The following is an 18712-nucleotide window of genomic DNA, read 5'->3' as shown; positions in this document are numbered from 1 at the left end:
GCCGCCCCCTTTCACGAATGAAAAGGGGGCGGCCATGATCATGGTCTGCTGATCATGGCTTGCTCACCACCGTCAGTACGCTGCCCCCGGGTGAGCGCGCCTGCACGCTGCGGTCGTACATCGACTCACCGTACGCCGGTGGCACGATGAACTTGCCGGCGTTGCTGGCCTTGATGCGATAGACGAACTCGCGCACGTCCGGTGTGGCCGTGCCGTAGATCACCACCCGATCCTCGCGGATGTCCGCATAGTCAGGCTGCCAGGTCGAGGTGGACAGACCGACCGGCGAGCGGAAGGCTTGCGGCTTCACCTCACTGTCGCCACCCTGATCCGCCTGGCTGTCCGTGTCGGCTTGCTGCTGATCGGTGACCGGTGGCGGTGGCTCGATCACCGGCTCGACGCCGCCCGGCAGCAGGTCGACGATCGCGACATCACCGACTCCATTGCTGCCCGTCGCGCGGATCTTGATATGCACATCGATCTCCTCGCCAACACTGATCTGATCAAGCGACTTGCCCTTGGTGTCGGTATAGTCACGCACGATTTCGATGCCGTCCTTGATTGCTTTGCCAGGCGCGTCGCTGTCGTAACCGCCCTGGCTGGCCACGTGCCATGCCGGCAGGCTGCTACCGTTGGAGAATCGCAGCTTCGCCGTGGCGGCGCTCCAGCTTCCGGCCTGCAGCAGGTTGCCCTGGATGGCGGCAATCGACTTGACCGTACCGTCGCCATGCACCTCGTCGATAGCCAGCTTGTCCAGCTCGCCCGCCGTCTGTGCCGCATAGGCATCCAGGGCCAGAATGGTCATGGACGCTGACAGGGTATTGAAGCGGTTCTGCGCCAGCGGCCAGGTGATGTTCTCCATCACCTGCGGTGACAGTGCCTTGGCCCGATCGGGGAAATACTTCGACAGCAGATAGAGCACGCTGGCATCGCGAGTCAGCGGATCGTAGTAGTACTGATACACGTAGGCATCGTTGGACAGTTTGCGTTCCAGCGCCTTCTGCGGTCCGGCAATCAGCTGGTTGGCCTCCTTGTCCTGTTTGAGCATTTCATAGGACGCCGCCAGCCATGCCGCAGCCAGATCACTCTTCCAGTCGTTGGGGAATGCTTCCTGCAGCCGCTTCTGCACGGCGGCCAGATCGTTGGTGGTGACATTGCCCTGGCGCGTCAGCAGGTATACGGCGTATGCGCGCTGGCGCAAGGCATCGAGCGAATCGAGGCTCTCGTCCGCCGCCAGCTGATGCAGATACTTGTTGCCCGCATCGAGCATGTCACCCGGCACGGCAACGCCGCGATCTCGCGCTTCCAGCAAAAAGTGCATCGCATAGGCCGACACGAACGGTTCGGAATCCGGGGTGGCAGACCACACGCCGAAACCACCCTGCCCGTTCTGGCGCGAATGCAGCACGTCGAGGAAATGCGCCAGCGCCTCGTCATTACTGATTTTCTTTTCACTGAAAGCCGGCTGCAGGGCATGAGTGAACACGGGAACCACCGGCCACTTTGCCAGCACCAACTGCGGCATGGCCGCACTAACCAGCTGCTCGCTGCAGTAGTTCTGGTAGTTCACCAGATAGCTGGTCAGACCCTCGGCCAGCACCACCGGCAAAGTGGATATCGCGGCATCGCGTGAGGCGTAGGCGTCATACAACTTGCGCAGATCCGGCACCTCGACCTTGCTGTGAGCGTCGACGCGGCCGACGTCTACCTGGGTGCGATAAGCCGATGCTGGCCGCACCGAAAGATCGACACTTTGCCTGGCCGACTTGTCGCCATAGCCGGCGGTAAAGGCCAGATTGCCCGAGCCGAGCGTGCTGGTTGCCTTGACGTGGAAGATCACCACACCTTCGCGCATCTCGCCCAGTGCCAGGCTCTGCGTGGTGTTGCCGATGACCTGCAGTTGCGGACCGGTCTTCAACGTGACGACCACGGGAACCTGCTTGCCGTTGAGGCCAGTCAGGTTGTTCGCCACGCCGACACTGACCTCCGCCTCATCGCCGGGTGCCAGCGTGGTGGGTACGTTCGGCGACAGCACGAAGTCGCCGCGCACGGTGGTCGATCCCTCGAAGGTGCCGATGCGGTCCGGCGAGACGGATACCGCCATCACACGCAGCTTGCCGTTGAAGTAATCCGGCACGGTGTAGCTGAAATCCTTTTCGCCATCGACATCGACGATGCCGGACCAGTACACCACCGGCTTGTCGCGCTTGCGCTTGAACGGGTTGAGCTGACGGCCGATCGCGCCGTCGGCATCGCCACCCGGTGCCGCCATCGCCATCAGCTTCTCGAAGTCCGGCAGGATCAAGTCGAGGATCTGCGAGGTTCCGACTTCCAGCATGCGTTTGCGGAAGAAGAATTTCAGCGGATCGCCGAGCTTGTAGCGCGCGACCTGCAGGATGCCCTCGTCCACGGCAAACACCACCGCCTTCGTCGGCTGGGTCGAATGCAGTTTCAGGGTCAGCGTTTGACCGGGTTTAACCAGCGCAGGCGAATCCACCGTGATCGGATTGCGCCGTGCATCGAGGTTGACCGAGAACGGTACCACACCGTAGCTCAGCGGACTCATGAACACTTCATCCGACGACGGATCGCGGATGTATTGCACGTTGATGTAGCCGTTGCCCTCGAAATCCGCGGGCACGGTAATGTGCTGTACCGAGCTGGTGGTGTCGGCATGGAACCACGCGTGCGCGTAAACCTTGTCGCGCTCGATGGTGATCAGACCACTGCCGGCATACGGCGCACGAATGGCGATTTCGACCGGCTCGCCCTGAGCGTAGTCCTGCTTGCTGAGGTTCAACTGCAGCTCGGCGTTGCGATCCAGCGAGCGCGAAATATTGGCATCGCCGGCTACCGAATATTCGACGCGATTCACTTCGGTGCGATCGGACGAGCGACGGATGACCAGCGCGTAATTACCGGGCTTGTCGGTCGGCAACGCGTAATCGAGACCGGACGCCGGAATTGCCAGCGGCTGCTCACTGATCGCGATCTCCTTGAGCTTGGAGTCGTATTTATAGACGCCCGAATCCTGCTTGGTCAGCACGGAGACAAAACGCCGTTCGATCAGCTGTGCTTTTAGATCGCTGAGCGCAAAGGCTTTCGCCTGCGGATTGATCGCGACCAGATGCACGACCCGCGGGCTGTCACGTTTGACGTAATCGAGGTTGTCTACCGCCTTGTAACCGACCAGCCAGTCGTTGCGGGACACCAGCGTCTGCGCCGCGGCTGCCACGCTACGACCACCCTCGGCTTCGTACGCCTTGCTGAGGAAATACAGCTGGTACGTGGCGTCGGCGTATTTCTTCAGATCGAGATCAAATTCGGCATGACCCTTGTCGTCGGTCTTGCCATCCTGCAGGGCTTCTTCATAGCCCTCCTTGGCCCGGCGCACGTCGTAGAAATGGTAGTCGGGCCAGCTGTGGAACGCGGGCCACGCGGGACGCAAGGTCAGCGACGCTTCGACGCGACGATCGGCCGCCGGCGTACCGAACAAGTTTTGCACGTCGACGATGCCCTTGAGCTGATCGGGCTTCACCCAGCCTTCGGGTACCTGCTCGGAAAGCTTGGCGCTGACCTTCATGCGATCGGGCAGGAACTCCTTCACTTGCACTGTTGTCGTGCCGATCTGCGCGTCGGCCTTACCGTCCTTCACAATGTACAGGTTCACCGTCCAGGTGCCGGTCGGCGCGGTTTCGGCCGGCGTGTAATCGAGCTCGCCAAAGCCGGAAGCATCCATGGTCAGCGGGATTTGCTTGACCGTGACGCCGCGTGGATCGACGACTTCCGCCTGTAGCGGAATACCGGCCACGCTGCGTGTCCAGCTGGCTGCGCGTACGATCAGGCCGATATGGAAGAGGTCGCCCGGGCGATAGATGCCGCGATCGGAAAACAGATAACCCGACAGTTGGCCCTGATTCAACGCGTTGCGCTCACCGCCGATATCGAAGCGCGAATAATCGAGCTGGCGATCCGCGCCGCCGATCGGCAGAAAGGACAGATCATCGCCCTTCTTCACCACATACATCACCGGCTTCTTTTCGCGGTCCAGGCCCTTGAAGGTCGGGAAGTGCACCACGCCATCGGCGCTGGTGGCCTGCGCGTATAGCGTCTGGCCGTTCACGGCAAGCACGGAAACGCTGGCTTCGCCTACCGGCTGGCCAGTATGAATCGACTGCACGAAAACGTCCTGGCTGCCGTCAAGCGAACGCTTCACCAGCATGCCAAGATCAGTTACCACGATCAGACGCGTATCGGTCGGCATTGGCGCGTTGTCGGCACTGCCGTCATCAGCTTGGTCGCCATCAGCCTGATCGTCAGCGCCTTGATCGCTACTATCGGCCCCGCTGTTATCGGCCTCGTCCGCACTATCGTCAGTGGCCGAGCTGTCATCGCTCGCCGGCTGGTCACCCGGCGCCTGTGCAGTCCCTTGCAACGCGCGCGCTTTTGCCTTGGCGGCAGCATCTGCCTTCTTTTTTTCGGCGGCCGGATCGTAGCCAGACAGGTGCAGCAGGAATACGCCGCGCTTGCCGTCTTTCAGATACTGACCAAGGTCGACACCCTCGTAATGCGCCTTACCCGGGTCGGTCTTCGGAAACGCCTGCTTTTGCTCGAAGCGCTCAACGATATGGTCTTCGCTGAAACCGTACATGAGCTCGGGATGGCTATAAGTGCCCTGATTGAGGCTGACCAGATGCTGCAGCTGGTCGGGTAGTACGCGGCCGATTTCCAGCTGCATGCCAGGCAGATTGCGCGACACTACCGACAGGCGTTTGCTGCCGCTCAGCGAGAGCAGCGAGCCGTCGGCCATGAAGCGCAGCAGCTTGGGATAATCCGGCACGGTAAACGTTTGTGCCGTCGGTTTGCCCAGCACATAGCCACCAAAAGATTTCAACCCTGTACCGACATGCACGTAGATCCGCTGACCGGGTTCCGCGTGGTACTTGAAGCTCTGCAGCGTCGCGAAATCGTCTTCGGTCGGTACCAACTCGATCGGCAGCGGCTGTGATTTCCGCAGGACAGCCTCACTCACCTCCGACACGTCCCAGCCATAAGGCGCATCGTCGTCTGCCTGGTCTCCCTGATTCGAATCCGCACCGTCCTTTTTGCGCGGCAGTACCCAGGCTTTGGTCAGACCGGAAAGATCGCTGCCGCGCACCTTGCCGCTGGCATTGATTACCAGCACCTGTTCGGGTTCGTACTTGTCGTTGTCGACCAGGGTCGGACTGATGTCCTGCAGCGACAAGCTATACAGGCCTGGCACGCGAATACGCGATTGCAGCGGGTCAGGCGTGCCGTCACCGCCGCGCGAGCTGCGCACGCCGCTGTCCAGTTTCAGCAGTACCGCACCATCGTCGCGTGGCAGATCCAGCGGCTGCGAATGCACCCACGCATTGAGCTTGAAAGCATCATAGGTGACCGTGAATTTAAGCGGCGTGCCCGGCTTGCCGTCCTTGTCGGCCAACGCGATGGCAATGCGCTTTTCAAACTGCGCGGTGTCCACTGGGTAGTTGAAATTGACCGGAACGATGGTGGTCTTCGCCGTCGGATCCTGCGGGTCCTGATAGAACTCACCATTACCAAATTTTGCCGTGAACGCCGGCAGATCAACAGCGAGATGGTCGTCCGCCATCAACACATGCGGCGCGAATGCATCCGCCGTGTCGAAACGCACCTCGATATGCGCGCCAACCGGCCAGTCCTCGGCGGGAACAAAACGCAACGTGTGGTCGTCGGTCCAGCTCCATGCGCCTTTGAGCGCCGGATGCATGGTAATGCCCTTGCTGACCGGTTTGCCCACCAACTCAATCGGTGCGGCCGAGGCTGAGAAAGCGACGTCGAGGGGATGAATGGTGATCTTGGGTGTGCCGTCTGGCTGCGTCACATAGTCGGTCAGCGCCGGTACTTTCGCCTGAAAAGTAATGCGCTCCGGCTCAATCGGCTTGGGGCGATGCTGGTACCACTGCCAGCCGAACCAGGCAGCGATGATAAACAGCACGGTAGCGAGAAATCCGCCGGCAAATTGCCTTGGCTTGCGCTTGATCGCCGCGCCCGTAGCCGGCGCCCAGGTCGGTGCCGACCATGACACATTGCCGAGAACCGGCCGCAGAATCCAGCCCAGCCCGCGGAACAACCCGCGCACAAGGCGCACCGGCAACATAAGCAGAAACCGCAGCAGATCCATGACGTCCCCTTTCCTTCATCCGTTGATAGCAACGACGATATCTTCCAACCGCCATCACCGCAGCCTTGAGCAAGGCACAATGACGGCGATTCTTCCTAATGTCCCCATGCACTCTGCGCGTTGAAAATGGCAGGATGCGGCGCTGATTCTGACATGCGGCGGACGGCTGTAACAGCCAGCGCAGGTCTCGTCCGCAAGTACTCAAAAGCAACGGGCCGAGATTCTGAGAATGTCGGCCCGTTGTTTATATTGGCAGTGGATGCAGCGCTATCTATCCATTTGCACGGATCGCAGGTGAAGTTAAAGCTTACCGACGAATTCGCGCACCACGGAAGCCAACGTCGGATCCTGCATCGCCATATGCATGGTGGCGCGCACCAGGCCGGCCTTGTTGCCGCAATCGAATCGTATGCCTTCGAAGCGATAGGCCAGAACCTTGCCCTGCTCTTTCAGCAACGCTTCGATCGCGTCGGTAAGCTGGATCTCGCCACCGGCGCCCGGCGTTGTCTGTTCCAGCAACTCGAAGATACGACCCGGCAGTACATAGCGTCCCACAACCGCCAGATTGGACGGCGCGTCGGCCGGCTTCGGCTTCTCCACCATATGACGGATTTGCGCGCTGCGATCGTCGATCGGCGTGGCATCAACGATGCCGTACTTGTCTGTGTCGTTGTGCGGCACCTCTTCGACGGCGATCACGCCGGCGTCCTGCGCATTGGCCAATTCGGCCATCTGCCGCAGGGCGCCCTTACCGGTACCTATCTTGCCGTTCCAGATCAGATCGTCGGGCAGCACGACACCAAATGGCTCATTGCCGACAACCGGTTTGGCGCAAAGCACCGCGTGGCCGAGGCCAAATGCTTCGGGCTGGGTAACAAAGATAGCCCGCACGTGCGGGGGGAGCGTCCCCTGTACCAGCGCCAACAACTCGTCCTTACCCTTTTCTTCGAGCTTCGCTTCAAGCTCGTAGGCTTTGTCGAAATAGTCAGCGATAGCGTGCTTGTAGCGGTTAGTGACAAAGATCAACGTATCGGCGCCAGCATCGACGGCCTCGTCGACCGCATACTGAATCAGCGGTTTGTCCAGCACTGGCAGCATTTCCTTGGCCACGACCTTGGTGGCTGGAAGAAAACGCGTACCGAGTCCGGCTACGGGAAAGACGACCTTGCGCAGAGGTTTGCTCACTCACTTTTCTCCGGATTGATGCGGCGTATCGAAACCACGTTATCGGGCTGCGCGACCTCGGTCCAGCGGAACGAGGGCAATAAACTCGACACGCAGCGTCGAAGTTCTTCTTCATCGAAAATCTCGGCGGCTTCGGTCGCCTTGTTCAGCAACGCCTGCAGCAGATCCCACGATACTTCGCGATGCTGCGCGAGGAAGATTTTTGCGTGCTCCGTCGCGCTGTAGTTTTCCAGCGGGTGGAACAATTCCTCGAACAACTTCTCACCGGCGCGAAGACCCGTATAGACGATCGGAATCTCGGTGCCCGGCTTCTTGCCGGCAAGACGAATCATCTGCTCGGCCAGATCGCGGATCTTTACCGGCTCACCCATATCGAGCGCAAAAATCTCTCCGCCCTTGCCAATGCTGGCCGCCTGCAAAATCAGCTGACAGGCTTCGGGAATCGTCATGAAGTAACGCGATATTTCCGGGTGGGTCACCGTGATCGGACCGCCGTCCAGGATCTGCTGCCGGAATAGCGGAACGACGGAACCGGCCGAATCCAGCACATTGCCAAAACGAACCGTCATGAAACGCGTATCGGCATGCGCGTTGAGGTTCTGGCAATAGATTTCGGCGACACGTTTGCAGGCGCCCATGACGCTGGTCGGGTTCACCGCCTTGTCGGTGGAGATCAGCACAAAGCACTCAACGCCAGTCTCACGGGCCAGGTCGGCCACGGTGCGCGTGCCCAACACGTTGTTACGGAATGCCGAGCGCAACTGCGCCTGCAACATCGGTACATGCTTGTAAGCGGCAGCATGGAAAATCACCTGCGGCTTGGTTTCCACAAAGGCCTTCTGCATGGCCGCATAGTCGCCGCAATTGGCCAGAATGCCTTCGAAGATCAGCTCCGGAAAATCCGCGCGCAGTTCCTGAGTGATGCGATAGAGGTTGTATTCGCTCTGCTCGACGACAATCAGCGACTGCGCACCAAGCCGGGCGATCTGTCGGCACAACTCCGAGCCGATCGATCCGCCGCCGCCGGTCACCAGTACGCGGCGCGCGGTGAGCGTTTCACGAATAGCCGTCCAATCCAGCTCTACCGCGTCACGACCGAGCAGATCCTCGATCGCTACTTCCTTGATCTGGTTGAACTGTGCGCGCCCAGCGACAACGTCTTCGAGCCGCGGAATCGTCCGATACGGCAGACCGGTGCCATCGCAGAGCGCCACGATCCGACGCATTTCGTTGGTCGACGCTCCAGGGAGCGCGATCAACAGCATCTGCACTGCGGCCTCGCGCGCCACTTCCGGCAGTTCGTCAAAACGGCCAAGCACGGGATGACCATTGATGCTGGCGCCGCGCAGGCTGGGCTTGTCGTCGACAAAGCCGACCACGGCATAACGGCTGTCTCGACGGAGGTCGCGCGAAAGTACCTCGCCTGCACGGTCCGCGCCCACAATCATGACTCGCTTCACTTCATGATTTTGCAGCAGTTCGCGACGACTGTCTTTCCAGAAACGATAGGCCAGTCGAGGCAAGCCAAGCAGGGCACCCAACACCAGCGGGTACAGCAGGAACGTGGTACGAGGCACACCCTCAAGACGGTCATAGAGGAATAACGACAGGCCGATCCCCAATGCTCCGATCACCACGGCGCGCGCAATGTTCCACAAGTCCGGGAGGCTCGCGAAACGCCACACGCTTTTGTAAAGACCGGTCCAGCGCAGGATCAGGCCCTGCACCAGCAGCACGATCGGAAACTCAAGCAGCTGGAAGCTGATGATCTCGGACGGATTGAAGGCGTAACGCAACATCTTCGCGATCCACCATGCCAGCGCCGTCATCGCCAGGTCGTGAGCCACGACCGCGACACGCGGATGGATGAAGCCAACGAGTTTACGCAGCGACATGGCGTTCCTTTGGAAGGTTGCGCCGCAAGTAGCGGCGTTTGAGCGTCAGCCACAAGGCCGCCGCACATAGATAGAACGCAATGGTAATCGGCAAAGCAATATTCAGATGACTGAACGCCAACCAGGTGAACGGTCCAGCCAGCAACAGATTCCAGCCCAGGTAGCGAGCATCTGTCTGGCCATGCCTACCGCCCCCATGCCGGGTCATCCATTGGTACAGATGTTCTCGATGCGGGCTATACCACCGCCGGCCTCTGAACATTCGCATCACTAATGTCAACGTAGCATCAAGCAAAAACGCGGACGAGAGTATCAAGAGCGGCCACAGCATGGCGTGATCCAGCCGCCATAACATCGCACTGAAGGCAAAAATAAGCAGGCCGATGCTGCCGCTGCCAACATCACCCATGAAGATTCGTGCCGGCGGCCGGTTGTACAACCAGAACCCAAAAGCAGATGCGGCCAACGCGGCAGTGGCGCATGCCAGTGCAGGCTGCGCCAAAGACCAACTCATCCAAGCCAACCCGGCAGCAACGAAGATGGTCTGCTGCGCCAGCAGCCCATCGATGCCATCCATGAAGTTGTGCAGATTGATGCTCCAGGCGCCAGCCCCGAGTAACAGCGGCAACCACCACCACGACAGCCCCGTGGCCAACAAGACCCCGGAAAACATCAGAACCGCCAGCAGCTGCGCACCAAAGCGGGGCAGCACCGGCAGCGGGCGGTGATCGTCCCACCAGCCGACAAATGCCACCAGGGCAAAGGCCATGGCGAGACTGATCACGACACTGGCAGGCCATGGCGCCGAAAGGCTGAGCAAGGCACCGGGAATGCAGATCAGCAGTGCGATAACCACGCCAATACCACCACCACGAGGCGTGGGAACACGGTGCGAGCGACGCTGTCCGGGCTGATCGAGCATGCCGCGTCGGTGTGCGTATACGATAGCGCCGCGCACTAGAAGCAGCGTGATGACGAAAGCGGCAAGTAGCCATCCGACGGCAAGCGGAATCCTCATATCACTCGCTGGCAACGCCGTGGATCGGACGGATCGTGCCCCAACTCTTGCAGCTCGGGCACTGCCAGTGATGCGCCTTGGCCCCGAAGCCGCAGCGGCTGCAGCGATACATCGCCTGGCCTTCCAACAGCTTTTTGGTGAGATCGCGCAGGATCAGGAAATTTTCACGCGCCTCACCTTCAATCTTGTCCATCGTCGCGTCGATCAATGCCATCAGGCCGCGTACCGAGGGGCGCTGACGCAACTGCGAGGTCAGAAAATCGATCGCTGCGCGTTCACCGTCACGCTGACGATAGATATGTGCCAAGGCCAGCACGGGGGAAATACCGTGATAACGGCTCAGCATCTCGCGCAGAAAAGATTCGGCGCGATCCATCTGCTGCGAACGGGCGTAGCTATTGAGAAGCGGCGGCAGAATTTCCGGTGTAAACGCTATATCCGCGTTGACCGCAGCCTCGTAGGCAACCACTGCATCGGCGTGACGGTCGTCCTCCGACTGCAGGCGGCCAGTCAGCATAAAGGCGCGGACGCAGTCGGGCTGACACTCAAAAGCCTGGCGCAAATAGTCACGCGCCTCGCCACGGGCACCATGCTGTCGGGCACGATCAGCCAGCTCACAAAAGAACTGAGCCTTCATCGACGCTTCGTCCTCGCCCGTCATCACTTCCAGACGGCGCGTGTGCTCAATGGCCTTGTGCCAGTCCCGTTCGTGTTGGTAGATCGCAATTAAATGCCGCAATGCCGATGGCGCATGCGCGTCCATCGCCACCAGATCGGAGAACAGTGCTTCGGCGCGATCAAGCAGGCCGGCGCGCATGTAATCCTCGCCCAGTTCCAGCAACGCGACCGTTTTCATGGCATCGGACAGACCCGGACGCGACACCAGATGCTGATGCAGGCGAATCGCCCGATCCACTTCACCGCGACGGCGAAAAAGATTGCCCAGCGCCAGGTGGGTTTCCACCGTGTCGCGGTTGTATTCGGCTAACTTGAGGAAAACCTCGATCGCCTTGTCCTGCTCTTCATTGAGCAGGTAGTTCAAACCGCGGAAGTAATCCGACGAGAGCTCGCTGACTTCCGCACCTGATCGCTTTGCGCCCATCCGACGGGAGGCCAACCAGCCGAGAATGAAAGCTACCGGCACCAGCAGAACCAGCACGTACGGATAGTTCATGCAGTGGCCGGCGACTTCTTTTCGCTGTCGCGCAATTGCTGTCGACGCTCACGGCGCTGGCGAGAACTCACGCCAAGCCACGCCGTCAGTCCGCCGAGCAGCCAACCGATAACCAGCACGCAGAGCAATGCGGCGCCTTTGGGGAGCTGGACCCTGGCAAATGCAAGGTCGTAACTGACCAAATCGGCATTGAGCGCGCCGACCACGATGCCCGCAGCCACGAAGATGACAAGAATAAACAGGACGAGTAAACGCATGACCGGACTTTACCCGATTGACCGCGACAGGCACAGGTATTGCCTTCACCTATAGTGGTGATGATTCAGACCTTTAACAGGCTCGAATCCCGTGAATCAAGGCTTCGTGCATAAAAAAGGCAGGACCGACCAAAGTCGCCTGCCCTGATAAACCTGGATGAATGCCTTAGGCGCCAGTCTGTTCGAGATGCAGATTCACACGCTCGCGCAGCTCTTTGCCCGGCTTGAAATGTGGAACGTGCTTGCCCGGCAATGCCACTGCATCGCCTGACTTGGGATTACGCCCCATGCGCGGCGGCCGATAGTGCAGCGCGAAGCTTCCAAAGCCACGCACTTCAATACGTTCACCGTGAGCCAATGCATGGCTCATCTGTTCGATTACGCTTTTGACGGCCAATTCGACGTCAGCAAACGCAAGATGGGTCTGACGCCTTGCCAGCGCCTCGATCAATTCGGATTTGGTCATGGGACCCCAATGTCCGTGACGTTAAACAACGGGGCGGCGAAGTGCCGCCCCGCATCATGCTATCGCAAGTGACGATCAATCGGCCTTGTCGAACTGTTCCTTCAACAGAGCGCCGAGCTTGGTCGTACCGGTGGAGGCAGAGGCATAGTCAGCCACCGGCGCTTCGGGTACATCTTCCTCGTCCTTCGCGCGGATCGAGAGCGCCAGCTGGCGACCCTTGCGATCCATGCCGGTGAACTTGGCTTCGACCTTGTCGCCGACCTTCAAATGCTCGGTGGCATCCTCGATACGCTCCTTGGCGATATCGTTGGCGCGCAAGTAACCCTCGACGCCTTCGCCCAGATCGATCAATGCACCCTTGGCATCAACTTCCTTGACGATACCGTTGACGATCGCGCCACGCGGATTCGCTGCCATGAACTGGCCAAACGGATCCTGCTCCATCTGCTTGATGCCAAGCGAGATGCGCTCACGCTCCGGATCAACAGCCAGCACCACGGCCTCGATCTCGTCGCCCTTCTTGAAGTTGCGCACCAGCTCTTCGCCGGTCACCTGCCAGGAGATATCGGACAGATGCACCAGACCATCGATGCCACCGTCCAGGCCGATGAACACGCCAAAGTCGGTGATCGACTTGATCTGGCCGGACACCTTGTCGCCCTTCTTGTGCATGGCGGCGAAGGCTTCCCACGGGTTCGAGCGGGTCTGCTTGATACCCAGCGAGATGCGGCGACGCTCCTCGTCCACGTCCAGCACGGTGACTTCGGTTTCGTCACCAACCTGAACCACCTTGGCCGGGTTGACGTTCTTGTTGGTCCAATCCATCTCGGAAACGTGCACCAGACCTTCCACGCCTGGCTCGATCTCGACGAAGCAGCCGTAATCGGTGACGTTGGAAACCTTGCCGAACAGGCGGCTGCCGACCGGGTAACGACGGGCAATGGCAACCCACGGATCGTCGCCCAGCTGCTTCAGGCCGAGCGAAACGCGGTTGCGCTCCTTGTCATACTTAAGCACGCGCACGTCCAGCTCGTCGCCGACGTTGACCACTTCGGACGGATGACGAACGCGCTTCCACGCCATGTCGGTGATGTGCAGCAGGCCGTCGATACCGCCCAGATCCACGAACGCGCCGTAGTCGGTCAGGTTCTTGACGGTGCCCTTGACCACCGCACCTTCGGTCAGGCGCTCAAGCAACTGCTCGCGCTCGGCGGAGAACTCGGTCTCGACGACGGCACGACGGCTGACCACCACGTTGTTGCGCTTGCGATCGAGCTTGATGATCTTGAACTCGAGTTCCTTGCCCTCGAGGAAAACCGGGTCACGGACCGGGCGCACATCGACCAGCGAGCCCGGCAGGAATGCGCGGACGTCCTTGATGTCGACCGTGAAGCCGCCCTTGACCTTACCGGAGATGAGACCAACGATGGTCTCTTCCTTGTCGAACGCATGCTCGAGATCGTCCCACACCATCGAGCGCTTGGCTTTCTCGCGCGACAGCTTGGTTTCGCCGAAACCGTCTTCCAAAGCTTCGAGGGCAACCTTCACCTCGTCGCCTACCTGCACCTCAAGGACGCCCTGCTCATCGCGGAACTGCTCGATGGGGACAATGCCTTCGCTCTTCAGGCCGGCGTTGATCACGACGACGTCATTGCGGATTTCCACAACGATACCGGTGACGATGGCGCCAGGCTTCAGCTTGGAGATGGCCTGCTGGCTCTGTTCAAACAGTTCGGCAAAACTTTCAGTCATGTTGATTCCATAGTGGGAAAAGACCGCGGCTCGCTGCGCTTTACTTAAGGTTGCGCACGTACCGGCCGGTCCACCGGTTGAGGGCAAGTTCGGGTGGTTCCCGCAGGAACAACAACCCTTGTCACCGTTGGCCAAAATCCCTGCCTCACTTCTCTCAAGCGAGAAGCTTTGCCAGGGACGAGAAACCGCAATGCCGCTGTTTACAGCTGCACCACGGCGAGTACTTTCGCGACGACGTCCTCGATGCCCATGCCAGTGGTGTCGATCAGCAAGGCATCTTCGGCAGGTTTGAGCGGCGCGACCGCACGCGATGCATCGCGGCTGTCACGCGCCTCAATTTCGCGCTGAAGGCCGGCTAGTGTAACGCTAAGTCCCTTTTCCTTCAACTGCTTATAGCGTCTTTTCGCTCGTTCGGAGGCGCTCGCGGTGAGGAACACCTTGAACGCCGCATCAGGGAAGATCACGGTACCCATATCGCGCCCGTCGGCCACCAGCCCCGGTGGCCGACGAAAGCCCAGTTGCAAGGCCACCAAGGCTTCACGCACCGATGGCACCGAAGCGATCGCCGAAGCCGCGGCACCGGCAGTCTCGGTGCGCAGCTCGTCCGTGGCGTCATGACTATTGACGATAACCCGCGTCTCCCCACCGTCAGGCGACGCGCTGAACTTGATGCGCGTGGTTTGGGCGCAACGGGTTACTGCGTCCACATCCGACAGGTCCAGCCCCTCCATGCCGGCGGCATACCCCACCGCGCGATAAAGAGCACCGGAATCGAGCAAACGCCAGCCCAGATGTTGCGCGACCAGTGCGCTGATCGTGCCCTTGCCTGATCCCGATGGCCCATCGATGGTGAGAACGGGCGCGGGCAAGGCATGGCTCATGGAGATTCCTGATTCAGAAGAAAGACCGAAGTTTAACGCGTGCACCGTCTCGTTGACCCCGACTGAGTCGCGTGTTATCAAACAAGTACGCTTGGTTCGCAAGCTTTTCCGCCTCTTTTCATGACCGATCTTATGACCGATCTTCGCCGCGAGTTCGAACAGGCTGCTGAGGATATTCAGCGATTCGGCAAGCGCCCCGACAACGACACCTTGCTGAAGCTTTATGCGCTCTACAAGCAAGGTTCGAAGGGCGATCTCAGTGGAGCGCAGCCAGGGTTTTTCGATTTCATTGGCACAGCGAAACACGAGGCGTGGGCCAAGCTGCATGGTGTATCCGAGGAAGACGCGATGCGTCGCTATATCGCTCTGGTGCATCAATTGCTGGCCTGAAAAAGCTACGCCTCAAACGTAGAGCTTGCTTTCCGCCCTCAAACACCGGCACATTCATACGATTGTTTGAACCGGCCTCGATCGCATGAACTATCCGCATCTGTTCGCTCCGCTGAATCTGGGTCACGTCACCCTGCCCAATCGCATCCTGATGGGCTCCATGCATACGGGGCTGGAAGACAAGGCCAGCGACTACGACAAGCTCGCCACCTACTTCGCCGAACGCGCCCGCGGCGGCGTGGGCCTGATGGTGACCGGCGGCATTGCCCCCAGCATTCGCGGCTGGCTGAAGCCGTTCGGAGGTCGCCTGTCGATGCCATGGCACAAGCCGCGCCATCGCAAATTGACCAATGCTGTACACGCCGAAGGCGGACTTATCTGCATGCAGATATTGCATGCAGGGCGCTATGGCTATCACCCACTCTCGGTGGCACCCTCGAAGATCAAGTCACCGATCACGCCTTTCACTCCGAGCGCGCTGTCATCGCGTGGTGTAGAGCAAACCATCAAGGATTTCGTGCGTTGCGCGAAACTGGCACAGGAGGCTGGCTACGACGGCATCGAGGTGATGGGTTCGGAAGGCTATCTGATCAACCAGTTCATTGCCGCGCGCACCAATCAGCGCAGCGACGCCTGGGGCGGCGACGCTGCGAGCCGCATGCGCCTGCCGATTGAAATCGTTCGCCGCACGCGCGAAGCCGTGGGCAAGAATTTCATCATCATCTATCGCCTGTCGATGCTCGATCTGGTCGAGGGCGGTCAGGACTGGGACGAGATCGTCACGCTGGCCAAGGCTATCGAAGCAGCCGGTGCCAGCATCATCAATACCGGCATCGGCTGGCACGAAGCGCGCGTACCCACCATCGTTACCAGCGTGCCGCGCGGCGGCTTTGCCTGGGTCACCAAAAAGCTCAAGGGTGAGGTGGCCATTCCGCTGATCACCACCAACCGCATCAATATGCCGGACGTGGCTGAAGACATTCTTGCCGATGGTGCCGCCGACATGGTGTCGATGGCGCGGCCGCTGCTGGCCGACCCGGAATGGGCAAGCAAGGCCAAAGCCGGACGCGGTGATCGCATCAATACCTGCATCGCCTGCAATCAGGCCTGCCTTGATCACGTGTTTCAGAACAAGCACGCCAGCTGTTTGGTCAATCCACGCGCCTGCCATGAAACCGAACTCGTTATCTCACCGACCTCGAAACGCAAACGCATCGCCGTGGTCGGCGCAGGCCCCGCCGGCCTCGCTTGCGCCAGCACACTTGGCGAGCGCGGCCATGCGGTGACGCTGATCGACAAGGCGCAGGAGATCGGCGGCCAGTTCAATTACGCCAAGCAGATACCCGGCAAGGAAGAGTTTTACGAAACACTGCGCTACTTTGGTCATCAGCTCAGCGACAACGGCGTTGATGTGCAACTCGGGCAGACCGCCGATGCGGTATCGCTGATTGCCGGCGGTTATGACGAGGTAGTGATTGCCACTGGCATCACCCCTAGGACCATAAGTTTTCCCGGCAGCGATGACGCCCGTGTCTTCAGCTACCTGGATGTTCTGGCTCGCCATGTGCCGGTTGGTTCGAAAGTCGCCATCATCGGCGCTGGCGGTATCGGTTTTGATGTGGCCGAGTTTCTGGTCGAAAACGCCCCCTCGCCCACCACGGACGTTGCCCGCTGGACCCATGAATGGGGTGTGGATATGCAGCTGGCGTCTCGCGGAGGCCTGCAGAAGCCGCAACCGGAATCACCCGCTCGCCAGATCTGGCTACTGCAACGCAGCGAGGGTCGCCCGGGTGGGCGATTGAACAAAACCAGCGGTTGGGTGCATCGCGCCACGCTCAAGGCCAAACGGGTCGAAATGCTGGGTAGCGTGAGTTATGAGCGCTTCGACGAACATGGCTTGCACATCACCGTCGATGGCGCACCTCAAGTGCTTCCAGTCGATAACGTGGTGATCTGCGCCGGTCAGGAGCCCAATCGACGACTGGCTGACGATCTGATCGCGGCCGGCATCAAGGTTCATGTCATCGGCGGTGCCGACGTCGCCGCCGAACTCGATGCGAAACGGGCTATTGCGCAAGGTACCGAGCTGGCCAGCAGGCTTTAGCTTTGGCCGCAGCGCTCAAGATGGCCCCGCGAGCGGAGTGCGGGAACCGGAAACTATCCGCAAACCCAAAAAAGAACGCCCCGCGATTGCAACGCATCAACATGGGTCAGGGGGGAGATGACCAGATGTCGTATTTAGCGTTGCCGCGGGGCGAGGGCCACTGCCGCTAGGGGGAGGGGAAGCGACAGGACGAGCGGGATTATCTGATCGACGTGTTAAAGCATCCAATATATATTTAGCGAATCATTTATTCGATATCGCTATATGTTTGATTTCCGCCAGCTGCGCTATTTCATTGCGGTCGCCGAGGAGCTCAGCTTTACTCGCGCGGCCATACGCCTGCATCTCTCCCAACCCCCGCTCTCTCAGCAGATCCAATCACTGGAGCAGGATCTGGGCGTGCGCCTGCTCGAACGCAACAAGCGCAACGTGGCGCTGACCGAGCCAGGCAAGATTTTTCTGGAACAGGCACGACAGATTCTCGCCAAGGCTGACGAAGCTCGCAGCCACGTGGTCGCTGCCGCCGCGGGTTATAGCGGGCAGCTGCGTCTGGCGTATACGGTTTCGGTGTCGTTCCATCCTGCCTTGCCGCAGACGCTGCTGCGCTATGGCCAGATCGCACCGAACGTCCGTTTGCAGCTGAGCGAGATGTATACCGAACCGCAATTTGCCGCGCTGTTGGCGGGTCAGATCGATGTCGGTTTCGTTCGCGATGAGCCGCTGCATGCTCAGGATGCGCGCGGTTTGCGGCTTCGGGTCATCGATCGTGAGCCCCTGCTGCTTGCTGTACCTATCGGCCACCCCTTGGCGGGCCGCAAAAGTCTGCGGTTAATCGAAGTCGCCGGCGACGCTTTTATTTCGCAGCCGCGTGAACTGGCAGCGACGCTGTACGACAGCTTGGTGAAATTGGCTACCAAGGCAGGGTTTGAACCGCTGATCATCCAGCAGGCACAACAGATCAACGGCTTACTGGCGCTTGTGGCGGCAGGGCTCGGTCACGCACTCGTACCGGCCAGCATGCGCGCCGTGCGCCTGGCTGGCGTCAGCTATGTCGCCCTGGAAGATTCCGATGCCTACCTGCTGCTGGCCGTGGCCTGCCGCATCGATGACGATTCCCCTGCCCTTCGCCAATTCATGTCGACCGTCGCTGAAACAGCCACCGTGCGAGGCTTGTGATAAGCCTCTCAGGCCGCTACACTTGCGGACTTAACTTTTGAATAGTGTCAGGAGCTGGCCGTGAAGGTGCTTAACTCTTTGAAGTCCGCCAAGGCGCGGCACCGTGACTGCAAGGTTGTGCGTCGTCGCGGCAAGGTGTTCGTGATCTGCAAGAGCAATCCCCGTTTCAAGGCTCGTCAGCGCTAAGCCTAATCAGGTCTGGTTGCAACGAAGTCATGAAAAGGCCGCGC

The 18712-nt window shown here is 60.0% G+C and carries 13 protein-coding genes; 4 read left to right on the top strand and 9 right to left on the bottom strand.

Annotated features, from left to right (window positions below):
* Nucleotides 1-52: 52 nt before the first annotated feature.
* The 9 genes from HDE80_RS07915 to cmk all read right to left on the bottom strand — a co-directional run bounded on the left by HDE80_RS07915 (nucleotide 53) and on the right by cmk (nucleotide 14812).
* Nucleotides 53-6184, bottom strand: coding sequence for an MG2 domain-containing protein (locus HDE80_RS07915; protein WP_184669601.1), 6132 nt, complete (start codon nucleotides 6182-6184; stop codon nucleotides 53-55).
* A gap of 300 nt (nucleotides 6185-6484) precedes the next feature.
* Nucleotides 6485-7369 carry a UTP--glucose-1-phosphate uridylyltransferase GalU gene (gene galU / locus HDE80_RS07910; protein WP_184669599.1) on the bottom strand — a complete coding sequence of 295 codons (885 nt, stop codon included), beginning with the start codon at nucleotides 7367-7369 and terminating at the stop codon, nucleotides 6485-6487.
* Nucleotides 7366-9264 (bottom strand): nucleoside-diphosphate sugar epimerase/dehydratase, encoded by a 1899-nt coding sequence (locus HDE80_RS07905; protein WP_184669597.1) that lies wholly within the window; start codon nucleotides 9262-9264, stop codon nucleotides 7366-7368. The genes galU and HDE80_RS07905 overlap by 4 nt, the downstream gene beginning before the upstream one ends.
* A complete protein-coding gene (locus tag HDE80_RS07900; protein ID WP_184669945.1) occupies nucleotides 9251-10276 on the bottom strand; it encodes a glycosyltransferase family 4 protein in 1026 nt (341 codons plus the stop codon). Before HDE80_RS07900 ends, HDE80_RS07905 begins: the two co-directional genes overlap by 14 nt.
* 7 nt (nucleotides 10277-10283) lie before the next feature.
* Entirely contained in the window at nucleotides 10284-11456 is a 1173-nt protein-coding gene (gene lapB / locus HDE80_RS07895) for a lipopolysaccharide assembly protein LapB (protein WP_184669595.1), read from the bottom strand.
* A complete protein-coding gene (locus tag HDE80_RS07890) occupies nucleotides 11453-11713 on the bottom strand; it encodes a lipopolysaccharide assembly protein LapA domain-containing protein (protein WP_184602259.1) in 261 nt (86 codons plus the stop codon). The genes lapB and HDE80_RS07890 overlap by 4 nt, the downstream gene beginning before the upstream one ends.
* A gap of 166 nt (nucleotides 11714-11879) precedes the next feature.
* Nucleotides 11880-12179, bottom strand: a complete 300-nt coding sequence (locus tag HDE80_RS07885) for an integration host factor subunit beta (protein WP_184669593.1) — start codon at nucleotides 12177-12179, stop codon at nucleotides 11880-11882.
* Nucleotides 12180-12254: 75 nt separating this feature from the next.
* Nucleotides 12255-13931: a 30S ribosomal protein S1 gene (gene rpsA / locus HDE80_RS07880; RefSeq protein WP_184602261.1), complete on the bottom strand. Its 1677-nt coding sequence runs from the start codon at nucleotides 13929-13931 to the stop codon at nucleotides 12255-12257.
* Between the two features lie 200 nt (nucleotides 13932-14131).
* Nucleotides 14132-14812 (bottom strand): (d)CMP kinase, encoded by a 681-nt coding sequence (gene cmk, locus HDE80_RS07875; RefSeq protein WP_184669591.1) that lies wholly within the window; start codon nucleotides 14810-14812, stop codon nucleotides 14132-14134.
* 132 nt (nucleotides 14813-14944) lie between these two features.
* Between cmk and HDE80_RS07870 the strand changes: the two genes are divergently transcribed.
* The 4 genes from HDE80_RS07870 to ykgO all read left to right on the top strand — a co-directional run bounded on the left by HDE80_RS07870 (nucleotide 14945) and on the right by ykgO (nucleotide 18668).
* Nucleotides 14945-15202 (top strand): acyl-CoA-binding protein, encoded by a 258-nt coding sequence (locus tag HDE80_RS07870; RefSeq protein WP_184669589.1) that lies wholly within the window; start codon nucleotides 14945-14947, stop codon nucleotides 15200-15202.
* Between the two features lie 85 nt (nucleotides 15203-15287).
* Entirely contained in the window at nucleotides 15288-17306 is a 2019-nt protein-coding gene (locus HDE80_RS07865) for an NADPH-dependent 2,4-dienoyl-CoA reductase (protein WP_184669587.1), read from the top strand.
* 264 nt (nucleotides 17307-17570) lie between these two features.
* Nucleotides 17571-18482 carry a LysR substrate-binding domain-containing protein gene (locus tag HDE80_RS07860; RefSeq protein WP_184669580.1) on the top strand — a complete coding sequence of 304 codons (912 nt, stop codon included), beginning with the start codon at nucleotides 17571-17573 and terminating at the stop codon, nucleotides 18480-18482.
* A 60-nt stretch (nucleotides 18483-18542) separates the two neighbouring features.
* On the top strand, nucleotides 18543-18668 hold the full coding sequence (ykgO, locus tag HDE80_RS07855; protein ID WP_007508267.1) for a type B 50S ribosomal protein L36: 126 nt from the start codon (nucleotides 18543-18545) through the stop codon (nucleotides 18666-18668).
* The last annotated feature ends 44 nt before the right edge of the window (nucleotides 18669-18712 follow it).

The sequence above is a fragment of the Rhodanobacter sp. A1T4 genome, from assembly GCF_014207185.1.
GTDB lineage: Bacteria > Pseudomonadota > Gammaproteobacteria > Xanthomonadales > Rhodanobacteraceae > Rhodanobacter.
The sequence above is the reverse complement of the archived record's forward strand: the minus strand, read 5'-3'. Positions and strand labels throughout refer to the sequence as shown.